18 protein-coding genes and 1 pseudogene are annotated in these 18,667 nt (G+C 37.3%); 13 read left to right on the top strand and 6 right to left on the bottom strand.

Annotated features, from left to right (window positions below; translation table 11 throughout):
• Positions 1 to 27 precede the first annotated feature (27 nt).
• The 3 genes and pseudogenes from ACKTTZ_RS02095 to ACKTTZ_RS02105 all read left to right on the top strand — a co-directional run bounded on the left by ACKTTZ_RS02095 (position 28) and on the right by ACKTTZ_RS02105 (position 2,488).
• A complete protein-coding gene (locus ACKTTZ_RS02095) occupies positions 28 to 945 on the top strand; it encodes an alpha/beta fold hydrolase (protein WP_407847120.1) in 918 nt (305 codons plus the stop codon).
• Positions 946 to 1,118: 173 nt separating this feature from the next.
• Complete coding sequence (locus tag ACKTTZ_RS02100) at positions 1,119 to 1,670, top strand: REP-associated tyrosine transposase (protein WP_253318255.1); 552 nt, start codon at positions 1,119 to 1,121, stop codon at positions 1,668 to 1,670.
• A 266-nt stretch (positions 1,671 to 1,936) separates the two neighbouring features.
• Positions 1,937 to 2,488: pseudogene (locus tag ACKTTZ_RS02105) on the top strand (REP-associated tyrosine transposase).
• A gap of 120 nt (positions 2,489 to 2,608) precedes the next feature.
• Here the strand turns inward: ACKTTZ_RS02105 and ACKTTZ_RS02110 are convergent.
• The 3 genes from ACKTTZ_RS02110 to ACKTTZ_RS02120 form a co-directional block, all read right to left on the bottom strand.
• Positions 2,609 to 3,535, bottom strand: a complete 927-nt coding sequence (locus ACKTTZ_RS02110) for a malate dehydrogenase (RefSeq protein ID WP_034699354.1) — start codon at positions 3,533 to 3,535, stop codon at positions 2,609 to 2,611.
• Between the two features lie 117 nt (positions 3,536 to 3,652).
• Positions 3,653 to 4,204 (bottom strand): biliverdin-producing heme oxygenase, encoded by a 552-nt coding sequence (locus ACKTTZ_RS02115; RefSeq protein ID WP_407847123.1) that lies wholly within the window; start codon positions 4,202 to 4,204, stop codon positions 3,653 to 3,655.
• A 21-nt stretch (positions 4,205 to 4,225) separates the two neighbouring features.
• Positions 4,226 to 6,424, bottom strand: coding sequence for an ATP-binding protein (locus ACKTTZ_RS02120; RefSeq protein WP_253318151.1), 2,199 nt, complete (start codon positions 6,422 to 6,424; stop codon positions 4,226 to 4,228).
• 380 nt (positions 6,425 to 6,804) lie between these two features.
• Between ACKTTZ_RS02120 and ACKTTZ_RS02125 the strand changes: the two genes are divergently transcribed.
• The 6 genes from ACKTTZ_RS02125 to ACKTTZ_RS02150 all read left to right on the top strand — a co-directional run bounded on the left by ACKTTZ_RS02125 (position 6,805) and on the right by ACKTTZ_RS02150 (position 13,990).
• Positions 6,805 to 7,854: a linear amide C-N hydrolase gene (locus tag ACKTTZ_RS02125; RefSeq protein WP_034699346.1), complete on the top strand. Its 1,050-nt coding sequence runs from the start codon at positions 6,805 to 6,807 to the stop codon at positions 7,852 to 7,854.
• A gap of 151 nt (positions 7,855 to 8,005) precedes the next feature.
• Complete coding sequence (locus ACKTTZ_RS02130) at positions 8,006 to 9,172, top strand: porin (protein WP_034699343.1); 1,167 nt, start codon at positions 8,006 to 8,008, stop codon at positions 9,170 to 9,172.
• Positions 9,173 to 9,193: 21 nt separating this feature from the next.
• Complete coding sequence (locus tag ACKTTZ_RS02135) at positions 9,194 to 10,624, top strand: anion permease (RefSeq protein ID WP_034699340.1); 1,431 nt, start codon at positions 9,194 to 9,196, stop codon at positions 10,622 to 10,624.
• Between the two features lie 16 nt (positions 10,625 to 10,640).
• The gene (locus tag ACKTTZ_RS02140; RefSeq protein ID WP_034699337.1) at positions 10,641 to 11,297 is read left to right on the top strand and encodes a succinate dehydrogenase cytochrome b subunit; all 657 of its coding nucleotides are present in this window, start codon (positions 10,641 to 10,643) and stop codon (positions 11,295 to 11,297) included.
• An 11-nt stretch (positions 11,298 to 11,308) separates the two neighbouring features.
• Complete coding sequence (locus ACKTTZ_RS02145) at positions 11,309 to 13,225, top strand: fumarate reductase/succinate dehydrogenase flavoprotein subunit (RefSeq protein ID WP_407847126.1); 1,917 nt, start codon at positions 11,309 to 11,311, stop codon at positions 13,223 to 13,225.
• A 12-nt stretch (positions 13,226 to 13,237) separates the two neighbouring features.
• A complete protein-coding gene (locus tag ACKTTZ_RS02150) occupies positions 13,238 to 13,990 on the top strand; it encodes a succinate dehydrogenase/fumarate reductase iron-sulfur subunit (protein ID WP_034699333.1) in 753 nt (250 codons plus the stop codon).
• Positions 13,991 to 14,076: 86 nt separating this feature from the next.
• Here the strand turns inward: ACKTTZ_RS02150 and ACKTTZ_RS02155 are convergent, their stop codons facing one another.
• The 3 genes from ACKTTZ_RS02155 to ACKTTZ_RS02165 form a co-directional block, all read right to left on the bottom strand.
• Positions 14,077 to 14,850: a cyclase family protein gene (locus ACKTTZ_RS02155; protein ID WP_407847128.1), complete on the bottom strand. Its 774-nt coding sequence runs from the start codon at positions 14,848 to 14,850 to the stop codon at positions 14,077 to 14,079.
• Between the two features lie 76 nt (positions 14,851 to 14,926).
• On the bottom strand, positions 14,927 to 15,889 hold the full coding sequence (locus ACKTTZ_RS02160) for a hypothetical protein (protein ID WP_034699328.1): 963 nt from the start codon (positions 15,887 to 15,889) through the stop codon (positions 14,927 to 14,929).
• Positions 15,890 to 15,950: 61 nt separating this feature from the next.
• Positions 15,951 to 16,964, bottom strand: coding sequence for a nucleoid-associated protein (locus ACKTTZ_RS02165; RefSeq protein WP_079242853.1), 1,014 nt, complete (start codon positions 16,962 to 16,964; stop codon positions 15,951 to 15,953).
• A 440-nt stretch (positions 16,965 to 17,404) separates the two neighbouring features.
• Between ACKTTZ_RS02165 and ACKTTZ_RS02170 the strand changes: the two genes are divergently transcribed.
• The 4 genes from ACKTTZ_RS02170 to ACKTTZ_RS02185 all read left to right on the top strand — a co-directional run bounded on the left by ACKTTZ_RS02170 (position 17,405) and on the right by ACKTTZ_RS02185 (position 18,598).
• Positions 17,405 to 17,569: a hypothetical protein gene (locus ACKTTZ_RS02170; protein ID WP_253318223.1), complete on the top strand. Its 165-nt coding sequence runs from the start codon at positions 17,405 to 17,407 to the stop codon at positions 17,567 to 17,569.
• A gap of 11 nt (positions 17,570 to 17,580) precedes the next feature.
• Positions 17,581 to 17,937 carry a hypothetical protein gene (locus ACKTTZ_RS02175; RefSeq protein WP_034699322.1) on the top strand — a complete coding sequence of 119 codons (357 nt, stop codon included), beginning with the start codon at positions 17,581 to 17,583 and terminating at the stop codon, positions 17,935 to 17,937.
• Positions 17,938 to 18,019: 82 nt separating this feature from the next.
• A complete protein-coding gene (locus tag ACKTTZ_RS02180; protein ID WP_262486817.1) occupies positions 18,020 to 18,151 on the top strand; it encodes a hypothetical protein in 132 nt (43 codons plus the stop codon).
• A 51-nt stretch (positions 18,152 to 18,202) separates the two neighbouring features.
• Positions 18,203 to 18,598: a hypothetical protein gene (locus tag ACKTTZ_RS02185; protein ID WP_047434374.1), complete on the top strand. Its 396-nt coding sequence runs from the start codon at positions 18,203 to 18,205 to the stop codon at positions 18,596 to 18,598.
• Positions 18,599 to 18,667 lie beyond the last annotated feature (69 nt).

Consider the following 18,667-nt stretch of genomic DNA (forward strand, 5'->3'; position numbering starts at 1 on the left):
ACAGCTTATTACAATTGTTATAATAGTATGAAAACAATTGCTCACTTATTATTTTTTTTCGTTTCACTGACAGTCTTTTCAGCTCAGAATCATCCATCAGAAGCCTTTTTTGAAACCTCTGATCATGTAAAAATCAAATACAAAGTCTCAGGAAAAGGAGAAGCATGTTTTTATATTCCCGGTGGTCCCGGACAAGGATATTCTTCCTTTGAACTAATGGGTGGAAATAATCTGGAAAAAAACATGCAGATGGTTTATATGGATCAGCGGGGTTCCGGTGAATCCGGCACTTCTGAAAACTACCATCTTGACAAAATGATTCAGGATATTGAAGAACTGAGACAGCATCTCAAATTGAAAAAGATCTTACTGCTCGCTCATTCTTTTGGTGGAATAATAGCTGTAAACTATGCAAAAAAATATCCCCAGCATACCAAAGGACTCATCCTTGCCAATGTCACCCTGCATTTTCTGAATGATGAATCTGTCAAGGAACAGATTGAATATGGAAACAGCCTATTAAAGCTAAAAAACAGAGCAATTCCTAAAGACAGCCTTTCTTCAGAACTTTCAAAAGTCAGCAGCGCTTTAAGAAAGAAAAGAATCGGATATAAATTCCTGACCGAAGATATTGAAACCATAAAAGAATCGGATAAGATTGATTCCCTTCACCCCAGAATCATCGACTTCGGAATGGCTGTCATTTCAAAACCTAAAGATTTTCCTGAATATTACGCTGATTATGCTCCAATGACAAAAGAGATTAATGTTCCTGTTCTTATTATTACGGGAAAAAAGGATAAAGCAGTGGGAACTCAGCATTATAAAACCTTCAGGTTTCCCAATCAGAAAGTATTTTCCATTGATGGCGGACATCTTTTGTATTATGAGAAAAATAAAGACTTTGTAAATGCTGTAAGCCGTTTTGTGAATACAATAAAATGATATGGTATTGGTAACTTCATTTTTGTAGGTTTCGGCGCGGCCCGTGGCCGCGCCGAAACCCTGTACAATTACGATCAAAGTATCCCTCCGCTGACGCGAGCGTCCCCCAATAATTAACATTTAAAAATTTAATTTCTAAAAATAATAATGTGAGTTTTTATTAATTTTAGATAATGAGCAGAAAACACAAATTTCATGAAAAAGAAGGAGCTTATTTCATAAGTTTTGCTACGGTATTTTGGATTGATATTTTTACAAGAATTGAATATTTTGATATTATTATTGAAGCATTGAATTATTGTAGAAAGAATAAAGGAATGATTATTTTCGGATATTGTATCATGCCCAGTCATATACATTTAATTTTCAGATCAGAAAAAGGTCAACCTTCAGAATTAATAAGAGATTTTAAAGGTTTTACCGCTAAAAAGTTGCTTAAGGCTATCGAAGAAAATAATCAGGAAAGCAGAAAAGAATGGTTATTGTGGATGTTTAAAAAAGCAGGAAGCCGAAATTCCAATATAAAAAAGTATCAGTTTTGGCAGCAGAATAATAATCCCATAGAAATATGGACGTTGAAGGTATTTGAGCAGAAACTAAATTATGTTCATCAAAACCCAGTTGAGGCAGGTTTTGTTATGGAGTCTTGGGAATGGAAATATAGCAGTGCTAGAAATTATTGTGATGATTATGAGAAAGTGCTGGAAATAGATGTTAATTTATGAGGATGGGCACGAGCGGGACGCTCGCGCCAGCGAATCGGAAAAATAGCTCAAACGAAAAACAAAATTAATAAAAAAACCGCACCTTTCGGTACGGTTTCTTTTTATATAAGATTCAGTAAATTAGAATTTCAAATCTCCATTCACCTCTCTTACTGCATTAGCAGCCCCTCGCTGGCGCGAGCGTCCCGCTCGTGTCCCCACAATAATTAACATTTAAAAATTTAATTTCTAAAAATAATAATGTGTGTTTTTATTAATTTTAGATAATGAGCAGAAAACACAAATTTCATGAAAAAGAAGGAGCTTATTTCATAAGTTTTGCTACGGTATTTTGGATTGATATTTTTACAAGAATTGAATATTTCGATATCATTATTGAAGCATTGAATTATTGTAGAAAGAATAAAGGAATGATTATTTTCGGATATTGTATCATGCCCAGTCATATACATTTAATTTTCAGATCAGAAAAAGGTCAACCTTCAGAATTAATAAGAGATTTTAAAGGTTTTACCGCTAAAAAGTTGCTTAAGGCTATCGAAGAAAATAATCAGGAAAGCAGAAAAGAATGGTTATTGTGGATGTTTAAAAAAGCAGGAAGCCGAAATTCCAATATAAAAAAGTATCAGTTTTGGCAGCAGAATAATAATCCCATAGAAATATGGACGTTGAAGGTATTTGAGCAGAAACTAAATTATGTTCATCAAAACCCAGTTGAGGCAGGTTTTGTTATGGAGTCTTGAGAATGGAAATATAGCAGTGCTAGAAATTATTGTGATGATTATGAGAAAGTGCTGGAAATAGATGTTAATTTATGAGGATGGGCACGAGCGGGACGCTCGCGCCAGCGAATCGGAAAAATAGCTCAAACGAAAAACAAAATTAATAAAAAAACCGCACCTTTCGGTACGGTTTCTTTTTATATAAGATTCAGTAAATTAGAATTTCAAATCTCCATTCACCTCTCTTACTGCATTAGCAGCTTCAGCGAATTTCAATTGCTCTTCAGCAGTCAACGTTACGTTTACAATTGATTCTACTCCGTTTGCTCCGATGATCGCAGGAACACCCAGGCAGATATCGTTTTGTCCGTATTCTCCTTCAAGCATTAAAGAACAAGGGATCATTTTCTTCTGGTCACATGCAATCGCCTGAACCATTACAGAAACTGCTGCACCTGGAGCATACCAAGCTGAAGTTCCTAATAATTTCGTAAGCGTAGCTCCTCCTACTTTAGTTTCTTCGATTACATATTTTTGTTGTTCATCACTTAAGAACTCAGTTACAGGAACACCATTTCTTGTCGCTTTGCTCAATAATGGAAGCATACCTGTATCACTGTGAGCAGCGATTACCATTCCGTCTACATCAGAAATTGGAGCCTCTAATGCTTCAGCCAATCTGTATTTGAATCTTGCAGAGTCTAATGCACCACCCATTCCGATGATTTTGTGCTTAGGAAGACCTGATGTTTTGTGAACAAGGTAAGCCATCGTATCCATTGGGTTAGAAACCACGATGATGATTACTTCCGGAGAGTGTTTTACTAAGTTTTCAGTAACCTCTTTCACGATACCAGCATTGATACCGATCAATTCTTCTCTAGTCATTCCAGGTTTTCTTGGAATCCCTGAAGTGATTACTGCTACATGAGAACCTGCAGTTTTGCTGTAATCTCCTGTTGTACCCGTAATTTTTGTATCAAATCCGTTAAGAGATGCTGTCTGCATCAAATCCATTGCTTTCCCTTCAGCAAACCCTTCTTTAATGTCTACCAAAACTACTTCTGAACAGAAGTTCTTCATTGCGATGTATTCTGCACAGCTTGCTCCTACAGCGCCTGCACCTACTACAGTTACTTTCATATTGTTACTTTTTAAAAATTATTTTTGTTAGTTAAGTTTAAATTTGAAACTCCCCAAATTTAACAATTCCTGAAAAATTGAGCAATTTTTCAGGAATTTAATTAGAATTAAAATAAATTAGTTGACGTTCAGTAAAAACGTATATAGTTTTTTCGCACCGGAAAGCACTTCATTATAGTTTTCTTCAGCAACTTCTGTGTCCAGAACTTCCTTGAAGTTTTTCCACATTGGCCCCGTATTTTCCTGATAGCATCCGAAAAAGTTGAAGGTAACCTCATCAAAACCCTCCGTTTTGGAAAGTTGCTTTGCAATTACATTTCCACCAAGGGTAGAACCTTCAATCACATACATCGCTCCAAGTGCCTCATGTTCGTTATTGAACTCAAGGGAATGAGAAACTTCCTGATTTTCCAGGGAGAGGCTTTTCAGGTCTTTTTCAATAAGGGAAAGCTTCTTTCTTTCATCCAGCTGAAGTTTTTCTGCATACTTATCAGAAAGGCTGCTGAATATTTTATCTTCACTGTGAAGAAGCATCAGGTAATTGGTATGAATGATTTTTTTATAATCTTCTAAAGTGAAAGTTTTGTTGAAAATCTTTTCAGAATTAAAAAGTTTTTCTGCTGCATCGTGATAATCTGCTGTATTCTGTTTTAGATATTCTGATACCATAAATAACGTTTTAAAAGTTTCTCAAATATAAGGCTTTTTGAACGTTAAAATAAAAGAAGTCCCTTCACTGCTGCTTTCAAAATCTACATTTCCTCCCAATCTTTTCATGATGCGGTGTACAATAGACAGTCCTACTCCGTTTCCTTTAAACTTCTTGGCATTATCCATCCGGTTGAAGATTTTAAACATTTTATGCTTCTCTTCCACAGGAATACCGATACCGTTGTCTGAGATTCTGTAAATAATGGTCTGCCCATCTTCTGTCCCTTCAATTTCCACTTTGGGCAGATCCTTATGGGAAGAATATTTTACAGCATTGTTGATGATATTCAAAAACACCTGATGAAGCATGGTTTTATCAGCCAATACATCAGGGCATTCTTTAATGATAATTTCACTATTCGGACTGCCATAGGTCATTTTGGCATTTTCGGAAATTTTCTCAATTGTATGAGCTGTTTTCAGACTTTCAAGTTGGATTTCACTATGCTTGGCTCTACTCAATTGCAACACATCATGCATCATTTCCGCCATATTGTCGATTTCCTCAATAATTGAATTGATTTTGGTTTTACTTTTTTCAGCATCAGCTGCAAGATTTCCCAAAAGCATCTGTGCATTCAGTTTCATTACAGTCAGAGGAGTACCCAGGTCATGAGAGATAGTGTAAGAAAAACTGTCAAGTTCCTCATTCACTTTTTTAAGCTCATCATTAAGCCTTTTGATGGCGTTGTAATTTTTATGGGAAGTTTCCAAGATCAAATCCCTTACGGCCTGTACAGCACTTATATTTCTGGAATTCCATCTTTTTGAATACCCTTTAATATTTTCTGTAAAAATACGGAATGATGTTCTCGGTGATATCATGTGTTTTTCCTCTCCATTCTGAGAAAACACCTCTACTTTTTTCTCGGGATTTCCAGCCCAGTTGATATGTTCATCAAACTCTTTTCTGAACCAGATCAGCATTTCATTTTTATCTCTTTCAATAAAATAGATGGCAATTCCTGCCGCATTTTCCGTCAATTCAAGTTCTTTACCATGATCTTTAAGGAAGCTTCTGCTTACATAGATACGCTCATCAGTATTCCCAAGAGCCCATTCTACAATTCTTCCTACTGTTTCAACATCAGGTGTACTGCCGTCTATAATTATATTTTCATCCGAAACAATGGCAAGTCCGTCTGCTTCTGGTAAATTTCTGATCTCTTTTTTACATTCAATAAGAGAATCAAAGAGATGATTATGTTTTAAAAATTCCGTTTTCAGCTGAGATGTTTTCTCATTCAGTTCCAAACGGTAATTCAGTTCGCTTTTTGATTTAAAAGATGAATAGGCATTCGCAGCAAGCGTTGTAAAAATTCCGGCTTGTACCCTATCCTCAAGATCTATATGTTTGGGTTCTACATTCTGGCAGGTAACCAATCCCCAAAGATGGTCATCAATAATAATGGAAACACTGAAACTTGAAGCTGCTCCCGAATTTTTCAGATACTGCCCGTGAACCGGTGACATCCCTCTTGATGCTGAAAAAGTGAGATCAATGCTCTCTGCGCTTTTGCTTAAAATAGGAACAGTATCCGCATATACATTACTGAAAATTCTTTTTCTTTTTTTAAGATAAAGATCCCTTGCCTGCTTTGGAATATCAGACTCCGGGTAATGAAGCCCAAGGAAACTTTCCATGTTTTCATTCTTCTTTTCGGCAATTACTTTTCCGGAACCGTCCATCATGAATTTATAGACCATCATCCGATCATAGTTGATCACCTTCGAAAGCGTTTCCAGAAGATGATTCCAGAGTTCCTTTTCATTATCAATGATGTAAAAGTTATCATATTTATTGGAGATCCGTTTATTAGGATTAATAATCACTTCTTCAAACTCCAGAAAGATATAAAGCTCACTTCTGAAAACAGAAAAATGATACTCTTTATCATTGATAAAAACCTTATCGAAATAGGTTTCATTTTTACGTCTGGTAAACTTGTCCAGTGAAGTATAGATTTCTGAATCAATAATGCTCTGAAAACTTCCAGGAAAGTCGGTAATCTTTCTTCCGAACAGCTCTTCTGAACTTCCGACTTTAAATAAATCCGCAATATTCCTGCTAAAAAAAGTAATGGTATGGGATTCTGCATCAATGCCAATCAAATAACCAAAACTCTGAATAGAACCCGGAATATGGATAGGTTCTTCATGGCACTCTATAAAATTCATATATCTTTTCAGTCTATCTATCAAATATACTGTTTTTTCAAACAGCTTTCTTCTTTGTGGTATCTAATTTTAAAGCCTGCTCCACCAAGTATTTATGGGAGATTTCCACCAAAAAAAGAAGCAAAAACACATTAAAATATTCATTATTCCCCCCTTTTTTTCATGTCAAATATCTAAAAGATACGAAAAAAAATCCTATAATCAGGTAATGCACTCTTTAATCATGATTCATAACATGGATTACACATTATTAACCTTAATAATTGTTTTATTTAAACAAATTTCGCTAAATTTATATCACCAAATAATGAATATGACAAAAATTCATTGAATTATTCTCAATGAATTCTATATAAAATTTAAATTCAAATAATACTATTATGAAAAAGTTCCCATTAATCTTATTTTCTCTGGTCCTCTCTATAGGATTATGGAATCCTTCAGAAGCCTGTACAAGGGTAGTTTACAAAGGTCCCCAGAATACTGTTATTACAGCTCGTTCTATGGACTGGCGTGACGAAATCCCCGCCAATTTATGGGTACTACCAAAAGGAATAGACCGCAACGGACAAGTAGGTTCTAAATCTGTAAAATGGACAGCAAAGTACGGCAGCCTCATCAGCTCTTCATGGGACATTGCTTCAGCAGATGGTATGAATGAAAAGGGATTAGTTGCCAACCTGCTTTGGTTAGGAGAATCCCAATACCCAAAATTCGATGGAAAAGGAAGTAAAAAGGGAATTGCCATTTCATTATGGGCACAATATTATCTTGATAATTTTGCTACAGTAAAAGAAGCCGTAGAGTTTTCACGCAAAGAACCTTTCGTTATTGTAAGTGATTATATCCCCGGAACAGAAAGATTCACAACGGTTCATCTTTCTATCTCTGACGCTTCAGGAGACAATGCTGTATTTGAATATATTGACGGGAAACTGGTTATTCATCATGATCCTTCTTACACAGTAATGACCAACTCTCCGGTTTTTGAAGAACAACTTGCTCTTAACAATTACTGGAAGGGCATTCCGGGAACGGTGATGCTTCCGGGAACCAACCGTGCCGCAGACCGTTTTGTAAGAGCCTCTTACTATATCAATGCGATTCCTCAGACCGCCGATACCCGTACAGCAGTGGCCAGTGTTTTCAGTGTGATCAGAAACTGCTCTGTTCCTTATGGAATCACTTCTGCTACAGAGCCTAATATTTCGTCAACAAGATGGCGCTCTGTTTCGGATCAGAAAAATCTGGTGTATTATTTTGAAACGGTTTTCACTCCCAACACTTTTTGGGTAGATCTTAAAGATTTCGACTTAAGCCCTAAAGGAAAAGTGATGAAACTGGACCTCAGCAATAACCTCACTTATAACGGAAAATCCAATGCTGAATTTAAAGAGTCTGCACCGTTCACATTCTTAGGATTAAAATAGATATTTCACCACAAAAAATGCTCGTGCTTAGTAGATAATACCCTAAGTATGCCCTATTATGATTAGACGAAATACTGAAAATCAAATATTTGACGGGATGGATAAGCAGATGTGGTAAAATAGAATTCACAATAAAAAAACAAAAATAGATATGGCCTTTTTTTCGATTAAAAAGAAAAGCCTGATCCTGTGCATGCTGGCCTGTGGGTTATCAGCTTATGCGCAAAATCAGGATTCTCTGAAAACCACAGCTCCTCCAAAAGAAGAAGACAATGTAAAATATCCGCAGCTGCAGATCAAAGGCCTTTTTCAGGCACGTTATCTTGTAGGAATGAGTAAAGATGTTGATGTAAACGGGCTTCATCATACCGATGGATCCGGAACTGATAATAACTTCATGCTCAAATACATGAGGGTTCAGGTTCGGGCACAGATCAGTAAACGTACAGAGGTTGTTGTTTTGGCAAACCTTGCTGATTTTAAAAATGATCCTAAAAGCAGAGTTCTTGAAAATGCTTACCTGAAGTATACTTTCAATCCCAAATTAGCAATTACCGTAGGACAATTCAGACCTTGGTTCGGTATTGAAGAGACCTATCCGATTGACATTATTAAATCTCTGGATTGGTCCAATCAATATACAGAATTTGGAAAACTGGGCTGGACAAGCTTTCAGATCGGGATGTCTGCTACAGGACAACTTCAACTGGGAGAAATTCCTTTCCAATATGCTGTTTCAGTAGTGAATGGGAACGGAAAAAACCAGATCAATGATAATGACAACGGAAAACAGTATTCTACCCGTCTGGTTTTCGGATTATCAAAAAAATATCACTTCAATGTAGGTCTGAATGGAGGTACCGGAGAAGTTTTCAGCAAAAAAGTATATGCACTGGGTGTAGATCTGAGTTCATTGATCGAATTTGATCCAAAATGGAGCCTTGACATGCAACTGGAAGCCAAACAGGCAACTAACCACGTTCTATACAATTCCATTGCACCTGAATTACGTCCCGATAATCCCGACCAATACCTGATCCGCGGTGCTTATTTTCTTCCGAATCTAAGATATGAGATCAACCACAAAAATCTCAGCGCCTTCGAATTATCATGCCGTTACGAATACCTTGATACCAATTTCAGAATGGCTTCCAACCCAAGACAAACAATTACTCCAATGGTCGGATTAGAATTCCTGAAAAATTACGGTGCAAGAATTCAGCTGGGAGTACAGTTTGACCGCTATAAACATCAAGTAGAAAACACATTACAATATAACAACAATCTATTCATTGTTCAGGTACAGAGTAGATTTTAACCACTTAAAACACTTATCCTCATGAAAGAAATTAATATCAGAAACGTAGCGATTACATTCGCTGTCGCATTAATCATTTGGTTCATTCCTGCGCCGGAGGGTGTTGCTGATAATGCCTGGCATCTGTTTGCCATCTTTGCAGCAACCATATTAGGAATTATTTTAAAAGCAGCTCCTATGGGCACCATGTGTATGATGGCCATAGGTTTTACAGCCCTTACACAGGTAATTGTTCCGGGAGATGCCGGGAAATCTATTACCAAAGCGCTTTCCGGTTTTGGAGACAAAGTCATCTGGCTGATCGGGATTTCATTTTTTATTGCCAGAGGGTTTATCAAAACAGGGCTGGGAAACCGTATTGCTTTTATATTCATCAGAGTTTTTGGTAAAAGCTCATTGGGATTGGCTTATGGATTAGGGCTTGCAGATCTTTGTCTGGCACCTGCCATTCCAAGTAACACAGCCAGAGGCGGGGGAATTATCTACCCGATTATGAAATCGATGGCGACAAGCTTTGATTCCGTTCCTGAAAAGCCGGAAACCCGTAGAAAATTAGGTTCATTCCTGACTTTGAACAGTTACTATATGAACCTCATCGCTTCCTCAATGTTCCTTACCGGGACAGCCAGTAATCCGATGTGTCAGAAATTTGCTGCCAACCTTGGTATTGATATTACATGGATGTCATGGGCTGCAGCAGGTTTCATTCCGGGTGCCGTAGCATTCATTATTGTTCCTTTGGTATTATACAAATTATACCCGCCTGAATTGAAAAAAACAGGAGATGCTCCAAAAGTGGCTGCTCAGAAATTAAAAGAAATGGGACCTATTTCCAAAAATGAATGGCTGATGCTATTGGCATTCTTCATTTTGTTAGCCCTTTGGATATTCGGGGGAGCACTTTCTATTGATGCTACAACTACGGCTTTCATTGGATTGACATTATTGCTGTTAACCTCAGTATTAACCTGGGAAGATGTAAAAGCAGAAAAAGGAGCATGGGATACTATCGTTTGGTTCGCCGTACTGGTAATGATGGCAAGTTCTCTGAATGAACTGGGCTTCATTGAATGGTTCAGTAACCTTATCAAAGTTCAGATCGGAGGTCTGAGCTGGCAGGTAGCTTTCCCGGTAATTATTGTCGTGTATTTCTTCAGTCACTATATTTTTGCCAGTGCTACCGCCCACGTAGCGGCCATGTATGCAGCCTTACTGGGTGTAGGTGTTTCTTTAGGAATTCCTCCTATGTTACTGGCCATGATGCTAGGTTTTATGGGTTCTATTTACGGAGTGCTTACCCATTACGGACACGGTCCGGCTCCTGTATTTTTCGGAAGTGGATATGTAGAACTCAAAACATGGTGGATCAAAGGTCTTGAAATAGGAATCGTTCTGTTGATCATTTACATGGTTGTAGGAGGATTGTGGATGAAAGTCTTAGGATATTATTAATCATTAAATCAAAAATATGTTATCAACACTGTCAAGAAAAATGCTGATGTGCCTTACAGGACTCTTTTTGGGATTCTTCCTGTTGATTCATTTCCTTGGAAATCTTCAGCTTTTTCTTCCACAAGAACAGGCACACCTGCAATTTAATGCGTATTCGCATTTTTTATCAGGAAATATCATTATCAAAATAGTTTCTTATGTTTTGTATGCCAGTATTATTCTGCATGCGGTAGACGGGCTTATGATCACTTTAAAAAATAAAAAGTCAGGAGGCGGTTACCAGACGGACGGACGTGGAAGAGCCAGCAAATGGGCTTCCAGAAATATGGGAATCCTAGGAACATTAATCCTTATTTTCCTGGTGATCCATTTCCAGAACTTCTGGTATATCTACAAATTCGGAAATCCTCCTTTGGATGAGAACGGAAATAAAGATCTCTATATTCTTGTTGTCAATGTCTTTAAAGAATGGTGGTACGTTATCATTTACGTTTTATCAATGATCGCTTTATGCTATCACCTGATTCATGGGATCCATAGTGCTGTAAGAACTCTGGGATTATATCATCCTAAGTTCGTACAATGGTTCAAAACTATCGGGATTGCCTATTCAATCATTATCTGTGTAGGTTTTGCATTGATGCCGGTGTATGTATTCTTTACTTATCATTAAAAGGAACGATCATGATTTTAGATTCAAAAATACCACAAGGCCCATTAGAACATAAATGGGAAAATTATAAAAAGAAAGCAAGACTCGTAAACCCTGCCAACCGTAAAAAACTGGACGTGATTGTTGTAGGAACAGGTCTGGCAGGAAGCTCAATCGCAGCTTCTTTAGGGGAAATGGGATATAATGTGAAATCATTCTGTTTCCAGGACAGCCCGAGAAGAGCGCACTCTGTAGCAGCACAAGGAGGTGTGAATGCCGCCAAAAACTATAAAAACGATGGTGACAGTGTCTACAGAATGTTTGTAGATACCTTAAAAGGAGGAGACTTCAGAGCCCGTGAAGCCAATGTCTACAGAATGGCAGAATGTTCTTTGAACCTCATCGATCAGGCTGTAGCACAAGGTGTACCTTTCGGTCGGGAATATGGTGGATATCTGAACAACCGATCCTTCGGAGGAGTTCAGGTAAGCCGTACTTTCTATGCGAGAGGACAAACGGGACAGCAGCTTCTTCTGGGTGCTTATCAGGCATTGATGAGACAGGTCGGAAAAGGTTCTGTACAATTATTTTCAAGACATGAAATGCTGAATCTGGTTACTGTTGATGGGAAAGCCAGAGGAATTATCGTAAGGAATTTAGATACCGGAGACATTGAAAGACATGCAGCCCACGCCGTAATATTGGCAACAGGAGGTTACGGAAAAATCTATTACCTTTCTACTCTTGCCATGGGATGTAACGGTTCTGCAATCTGGAGAGCCCATAAAAAAGGAGCTTTAATGGCTTCCCCTAGCTGGATTCAGGTACACCCTACTTCCCTTCCACAATCCGGAGATTATCAGTCTAAACTGACCTTAATGTCTGAATCATTGCGTAATGACGGAAGAATCTGGGTTCCTTTAAAAGAAGGGGAAAACAGACCACCAAATGATATTCCGGAAAATGAAAGAGACTATTACCTTGAAAGAAGATATCCTGCTTTCGGAAACCTTGCTCCAAGGGATATTTCTTCCCGCGCCGCCAAGGAAAGAATTGATGCAGGTTTCGGAATCGGACCTTTGAAAAATGCAGTATATCTTGATTTTTCCAAAGCAATTCAGGAACAGGGAAAAGATAAGATTAAGGAAAAATATGGAAACTTATTTGATATGTATCTTAAAATAACAGGATACGATGCGTATAAAGAACCCATGATGATCTCTCCTTCTGCTCACTTTTCAATGGGTGGACTTTGGGTAGATTATGAGCTGATGACTACTGTTCCGGGATTGTTTGCGTTGGGTGAAGCTAATTTTGCCGATCACGGAGCCAACAGATTAGGAGCCAACTCTCTTTTACAGGCGTCTGTAGACGGATATTTCATTGCTCCTTACACGATTGCCAATTATCTGGCGGATGAAATTCACACCGGAAAAATTTCACCGGATACTCCTGAATTTGAGCAGGCCGAAAAAGCTGTTAAAGATCAGATCAACGATTTCATTAATATCAAAGGAACAAAAACCGTTGATTACTTCCACAAAACATTAGGAAAACTCCTTTATGATTATTGTGGACTGGCAAGAAATGAAGAAGGATTAAAATATGCCATTCAGGAAATCCGAAAACTGAAACAGGAATTCTACAAAGACGTAAGAGTTTCCGGACAGGGAGATAAAATGAATACCGAGCTGGAAAAAGCAGGCCGTGTAGCCGATTATTTTGAAATAGGAGAACTGATGTGCTATGATGCCTTAACCCGTAACGAATCCTGTGGTGCTCATTTCAGAGAAGAATTCCAGACTCCGGATGGAGAAGCCATGAGAAATGATACGGAATACCAATTTATTTCTGCCTGGGCATGGAAAGGTGAAAATGGAGAACCTGAACTGATTAAGGAACCTCTGATCTTTGAAGAGATTCAGCCAACGGTAAGAAGTTACAAATAAAAAGCAAAAATTATGGATTTACATCTTAAGATATGGAGACAGAAAGACAGAAAAAGTGAAGGAAAGCTTGTGAGCTATGACCTGAAAGGATTAAATTCCCATATGTCTTTCTTAGAAATGCTGGATACCCTGAATGAAAAACTGATCATTGAAGGGGATGAGCCTGTAGAATTTGATCACGACTGCCGTGAAGGAATCTGCGGACAATGTGGGATGATGATTAACGGTATTGCCCATGGTCCTTTGAAAAATACAACTACCTGCCAGCTTCATTTACGTTCCTTTAAAGATGGAGAAACGATTCTGATAGAGCCATTCCGGGCTGAAGCATTTCCGGTAAAAAAAGATTTAAAGGTAGACCGTTCTGCTTTTGACAGAATTATATCTTCAGGAGGTTTTGTATCTGTCAATACAGGGCAGGCACCTGATGCTACGGCTATTCCGGTGACTCATCAGACGGCTGAAGAAGCTTTTGATTCCGCGGCTTGTATCGGATGTGGAGCTTGTGTTGCCACCTGTAAAAACGGAAGTGCAGCTTTGTTTACCTCTGCAAAAATCACCCATATGGCGCTTCTTCCTCAGGGAAAAGAAGAGCGAAGCAAAAGAGTGCTGGATATGATTGCCCAAATGGATACAGAATTATTCGGGCACTGCTCCAATACGGAAGCCTGTGAAGTGGAATGTCCACAAGGAATTTCTGTGCTGAATATCGCCAGAATGAATTTTGAATATAACAGAGCTTTGTTTTTCAGGAAGAAGAATTAAGCTGAGAAAATAAAGATGATACATGTAAAAGGACGAATCTGAATCTTCAAATTCGTCCTTTTTATTTTTGTCAGAGATGATTTTTTCTATACATCCATCATCGCCACCACTCTCGCCGGAGCTGCAGAACCACCCACAATTTTAAGGGGAAAAACACAGATTTTAAATCCGGATGGAGGTAATGCACTTAGATTCGTAAGCTGTTCGATATGTAAATATTCTTTTTCAATTCCTACACGGTGGCCTTCCCAGAAGAATTCGGGATCATTGAGTTCTTTGGCTTTCTGAGCCATATATTTTAGGGGAAGATCCCAGCCCCACTGGTCAATTCCCATTACTTTTACCCCTTGGTCAATCAGCCATTCTGTAGCTTCACGGCTCATTCCCGTTCCTTTTTCTACGAAATCAGGAGTGCCCATCATTTTATCACGATCCGTTCTGATCAGTACAATATTTCCTTCCTGTATAGTAATTCCGTTTTTATCGAGATCTTTTTTCAGATCATCAATAGTAATGGCAACAAAATCTTCTTTATGAGTACAGTCGATCACAATTCCGTCTCCATAGCACCATTCCAGTGGAATCTGATCTATCGTTTTAGCTGGTTTTCCTTCTACAACAGGGCCATAATGCCATGGCGCATCAATATGAGTAGTGGCATGAAGTCCCATATTTTTAATCGTATCATCTGCCCAGCCAATCCAGTTCTTAGGAAAAAGCCTTGACGGAAGCCTCAACGCCAGACGTATCAGCCAGTGAGATTTCCTGTGTGCTTTATGTTTAATTTTCACCCGCATGAACCATGGGTCTCCGGCATTATACTGAATAGGTTTTGTTAAATCGACAAGTGTTGTTTTCATATGATTTAGCTAAAGAGGCAAAGGTAATGAATAAGATAAAAGAGTAAAAGGTGAATTAATATTTTACATTCCTGCCCTAGACTCCTTTAGGGATCATTATTTTCTTCGGATCGTTTTCGTCATACATGATCTCAATAGTTCCTTGTTTAGGAATGGAAGAAAGCTTCAAAAGGCTTACAATTTTCTTGTAAACCGTTATGTGTTCAGTTCCTTTAAAATCTTTGAAACTTACCTGAAACATAATTTGTGGCTGGTCATTCACCGTGAGTCCGGTCTGGCTTACACTGATGATATTGGCTTCGGCATTTCGTCCCGTAAACATAAGACGTTCATCTTTTTCATTTTTAAAATATTTTCCGAAAATAAACTGGAAAATCAATACAAAAATAAGGATCATCACTCCACTGAAAATAATTGGATGCATAAAGGTGAGAAATCTCCATCCAAAATCGAAAGATTCTTTGGTGTAGAAGTAATAATACAGTCCAATCACATAAGCTATCATAAGAGCTATGAATATAAATCTCAGGATCATTCCTGAAGAATTAAATTGGGCCTTCTGACCTGCTAAGATAAAATAAGGGCTTTGTGAGGTGTTGGGGTTGAGCAAAACCTTAACGGTATTTCCTGTATCAAATCTTTTTTCAAGTGGTTTTGTATCATGAAACATCATCTTGTGCTCGATCTGAGCATTCCTCAGATTAGCAAAAGAAAGAACAATCTCAATGATGTTGATATTAGATTTAGGATCATATTTCAGAAGCTTATAATCAATAATTTTTGCTTCTCTTGGAATACCGTTCCGAAGAATAGACTGAATGGTATTTCTTTCTTTAAGGGTTTTGATAAAAAGATGATTAACAAAGTAAACAAGAATATATCCCCATATCATCAAAGAAAAACCGAGATATCCATAGCTCACGGCCAATGAATTTCTCGGTTCTGCTGTTACTTCCGAAGTCATCATATAAATGAATATCGGAAAAGGTATACAGAAAAAAAGGATGTAGACGGCCCAGAAAATGATCATGAATTTCATAACTGTTATTTTGTGTGGTCTTATAAAGTTATGATATTATTATGGAATGGCCGATTTCTTTTTACACCTCTTTTTCGAAATAAAGTCTGTAGTATTTTCCTTTATCATCTTCACCCATTTCAATTTTCTGTCGGTCTCCGTGGATATAGATATGGAAGTTTTTATCTAGCTTAATGATACTTTTAAAGTGTCTTTGAGTCTTTTTTACGGCAGCTTCACTGATCGGAAATTCTTCAGCGATGTTCACCTGCATATCCTGTTCGTAGTCTGTTTTAAAGTTTACAAAGCTTTCAATCACATGTTCGTCACCCAATACTTCACTGGCAAATTCATCCAGCTTAAATTCTTCTTTTTCTTTGAAGAAATTGATAGACTTGTTCAGGAAATCTGCCTGATCTGCTTTGGACACTTCAAATTCCTGAGGAAGCTGTTTTGTGATATAGTCTTTATACACCATCAAAGCTTCCTGCGTGTGGAAATATTCATCATCACGCTGTTTTACCTTCAGGAAATCTTCGAACCAGTAATACATATCTCCGTTTTTGTTGTTGTCAACCACAGAAAGTACATATCCTGTTTCTTTATTATTGTTGTAGATCAAAGCCGCTTTATCAATTTTAGATAACCCGATTCCCTGATCTTTTTCAATATCAAATGTTTCTTCAGCAGGATTAATTTTCAGGAAAGATTCTCTCTTTTCTGTTTTAAAAATCCCGATTTTATCCACTTTATCCGGACGGTCGCTTTCGTCTTCAAAAAGAACAATGAAAAGTTCCCCACTCTGAACTCTTGGATTTTCTGCCGCTTCAAAAAGATGTTTTGCAATATTCTCAGATTCCCAGATGAACTTTGCTTTGTCATCAAAAATTTCTGATACAGCACTGTACACCGGATTATTGACCAGATAAGTGTCACTATAAAAATGGAAGGTTTCTTCCGATTTAAAAGAACCTAAAAAGTAGTCTTCAAGCATTTCTGCCATTCCTTCTTCCAGCTTCAATTCCTCCTGGGAAAGTGTCAGCGAATCTCCGTTGATCTTATTTCCGACTCTGTGTACTATTATTTTTGAAAACATTTTTCTGAATATTTGGACTGCAAAGATATTCATTCTTATCCTTATTGCGAAACTTAAAAAATGTCATTTTATGCTACTCTCTTTTGACCACCCTCTGTCATTCTGAATGAAATGAAATGAAATGTAGTGAAGAATCTCATAGAATTGAATTTCAATAAGATTCTTCCTTCGTCAGAAATCGAAGATTCGACGTAGTCAATGACAAAACTAAATTATTTAATCTTTGAAGAGAGGGGAATTCTCAGCCGTTCATTTGTGGTGACAGGTAACATAAGTTTTTGTCTTTCATTTTTCAAATTGATAAAAACCTTATCATTTTGACAGGCTTTTTTGTTTTAAAAATTCAACAACAAAACCACAACATACTACATATCAACACCTTAAATAAATTTCATTTTCAACGGAATATCATTGGCATCATCATTTGAAAACATAGAAAAATGGACTTAAAAACATTAAACAGAATTGACAAGCTCAGAAGATTAAAAAGCAGAGGACCAGCGACTCCAAAGTGGCTTAAGCCTTACCATATGCTCTTTCTCGCTTTTTTAACCATTTTCATCTTTGGTGCTATTATCAAAATCCTTGAACACAATCACAATTAAAATATAATACAATGAATTATTTACAAGCCGTAAAGGAAATCACCGATGTGGTTCCCGATTTTGAAAAGGAAGTAAAAGAAATTAACATTCAAAACTCATACAGCATTATCCGGACGTTTACGGAACGTATTAAAAATATGATCCGCCAGAATGACAGAAATCTGCTGTTCAGAAGTTTACAGAAAATGGACAAAATTTATACTGACGGAGATACAGTACTGAAGAATGCTATTGAGACTACTTTTATCTATTCTCTGGACAATTGTACCGCTTTCTGCAGTGAGGAATACAGAAAAGTGATTTTTAGTCATATTTCTGCCAACCTACAGAAGGTGTATTCCAGACAAATTTACAGTCATGGCATATAACGGTTTTGTTACATTTTTTATCCGTTTCATTACAAAGTGTTTAAATTAAACAAAAATCAAAATAACTCACAATCAATAGATTATGAAAAATAAAATCAGAAGGATTTCAGATTGGAAAACCTGGAAAACTACGACTAACAGACACAATGCAGAGATATTACTCACTCACATCGCTGTGATAGTTGGTGTATTTATTTTTGCAGCCTGCCTTTAAATTTTGGTATACATTTCGCTGCAATATAAAGTGTTTGAAAAATTCTTAATTATGATGAAAGTACAAATGCAAACTATTAATCAAAAAATAGCTGTTGAATACTTAAAATTTTTCTATCCGCCACTTCGCAATGAGATCACACAGTTGTCTGTACAGGACAATTTCGCTGGGGTCATGCAGGCTACCGTGAATTATCTGAAGAACCTGTTGCAGGAATCTAAGATCAATATCATTGCCCATCATATCAAGCTGATGGACTGGATCTACAGAAACGGGAATTCTTATGTAAGAACCATGATTGAAAACCTTTTTGTAAGATCTTTCGAAAGTTTTAAAAAACATGCAAAAATCCAACATTGGAAACTTCTTTACCAATATATGCCTGTAAGCTTCCAGATCATTTATAATGAGCAACAGAAGCAGGATCAGATGTATTTTGGGAAATAAATGAAATTAAAAGACGAAAAGGCGAATTCATACATTTGCTCTTTCGTCTTTTTACTTTTTAGCCCTGTT

This window comes from Chryseobacterium sp. KCF3-3 (genome assembly GCF_045865955.1).
In the GTDB taxonomy this organism is placed as follows: domain Bacteria; phylum Bacteroidota; class Bacteroidia; order Flavobacteriales; family Weeksellaceae; genus Chryseobacterium.

Coding starts and splice junctions, on each gene's coding strand:
- ACKTTZ_RS02095 (WP_407847120.1), top strand. CDS start 28: ATGAAAACAATTGCTCACTTATTATTTTTTTTCGTTTCACTGACAGTC.
- ACKTTZ_RS02100 (WP_253318255.1), top strand. CDS start 1,119: ATGAGCAGAAAACACAAATTTCATGAAAAAGAAGGAGCTTATTTCATA.
- ACKTTZ_RS02110 (WP_034699354.1), bottom strand. CDS start 3,535: ATGAAAGTAACTGTAGTAGGTGCAGGCGCTGTAGGAGCAAGCTGTGCA.
- ACKTTZ_RS02115 (WP_407847123.1), bottom strand. CDS start 4,204: ATGGTATCAGAATATCTAAAACAGAATACAGCAGATTATCACGATGCA.
- ACKTTZ_RS02120 (WP_253318151.1), bottom strand. CDS start 6,424: ATGAATTTTATAGAGTGCCATGAAGAACCTATCCATATTCCGGGTTCT.
- ACKTTZ_RS02125 (WP_034699346.1), top strand. CDS start 6,805: ATGAAAAAGTTCCCATTAATCTTATTTTCTCTGGTCCTCTCTATAGGA.
- ACKTTZ_RS02130 (WP_034699343.1), top strand. CDS start 8,006: ATGGCCTTTTTTTCGATTAAAAAGAAAAGCCTGATCCTGTGCATGCTG.
- ACKTTZ_RS02135 (WP_034699340.1), top strand. CDS start 9,194: ATGAAAGAAATTAATATCAGAAACGTAGCGATTACATTCGCTGTCGCA.
- ACKTTZ_RS02140 (WP_034699337.1), top strand. CDS start 10,641: ATGTTATCAACACTGTCAAGAAAAATGCTGATGTGCCTTACAGGACTC.
- ACKTTZ_RS02145 (WP_407847126.1), top strand. CDS start 11,309: ATGATTTTAGATTCAAAAATACCACAAGGCCCATTAGAACATAAATGG.
- ACKTTZ_RS02150 (WP_034699333.1), top strand. CDS start 13,238: ATGGATTTACATCTTAAGATATGGAGACAGAAAGACAGAAAAAGTGAA.
- ACKTTZ_RS02155 (WP_407847128.1), bottom strand. CDS start 14,850: ATGAAAACAACACTTGTCGATTTAACAAAACCTATTCAGTATAATGCC.
- ACKTTZ_RS02160 (WP_034699328.1), bottom strand. CDS start 15,889: ATGAAATTCATGATCATTTTCTGGGCCGTCTACATCCTTTTTTTCTGT.
- ACKTTZ_RS02165 (WP_079242853.1), bottom strand. CDS start 16,964: ATGTTTTCAAAAATAATAGTACACAGAGTCGGAAATAAGATCAACGGA.
- ACKTTZ_RS02170 (WP_253318223.1), top strand. CDS start 17,405: ATGGACTTAAAAACATTAAACAGAATTGACAAGCTCAGAAGATTAAAA.
- ACKTTZ_RS02175 (WP_034699322.1), top strand. CDS start 17,581: ATGAATTATTTACAAGCCGTAAAGGAAATCACCGATGTGGTTCCCGAT.
- ACKTTZ_RS02180 (WP_262486817.1), top strand. CDS start 18,020: ATGAAAAATAAAATCAGAAGGATTTCAGATTGGAAAACCTGGAAAACT.
- ACKTTZ_RS02185 (WP_047434374.1), top strand. CDS start 18,203: ATGATGAAAGTACAAATGCAAACTATTAATCAAAAAATAGCTGTTGAA.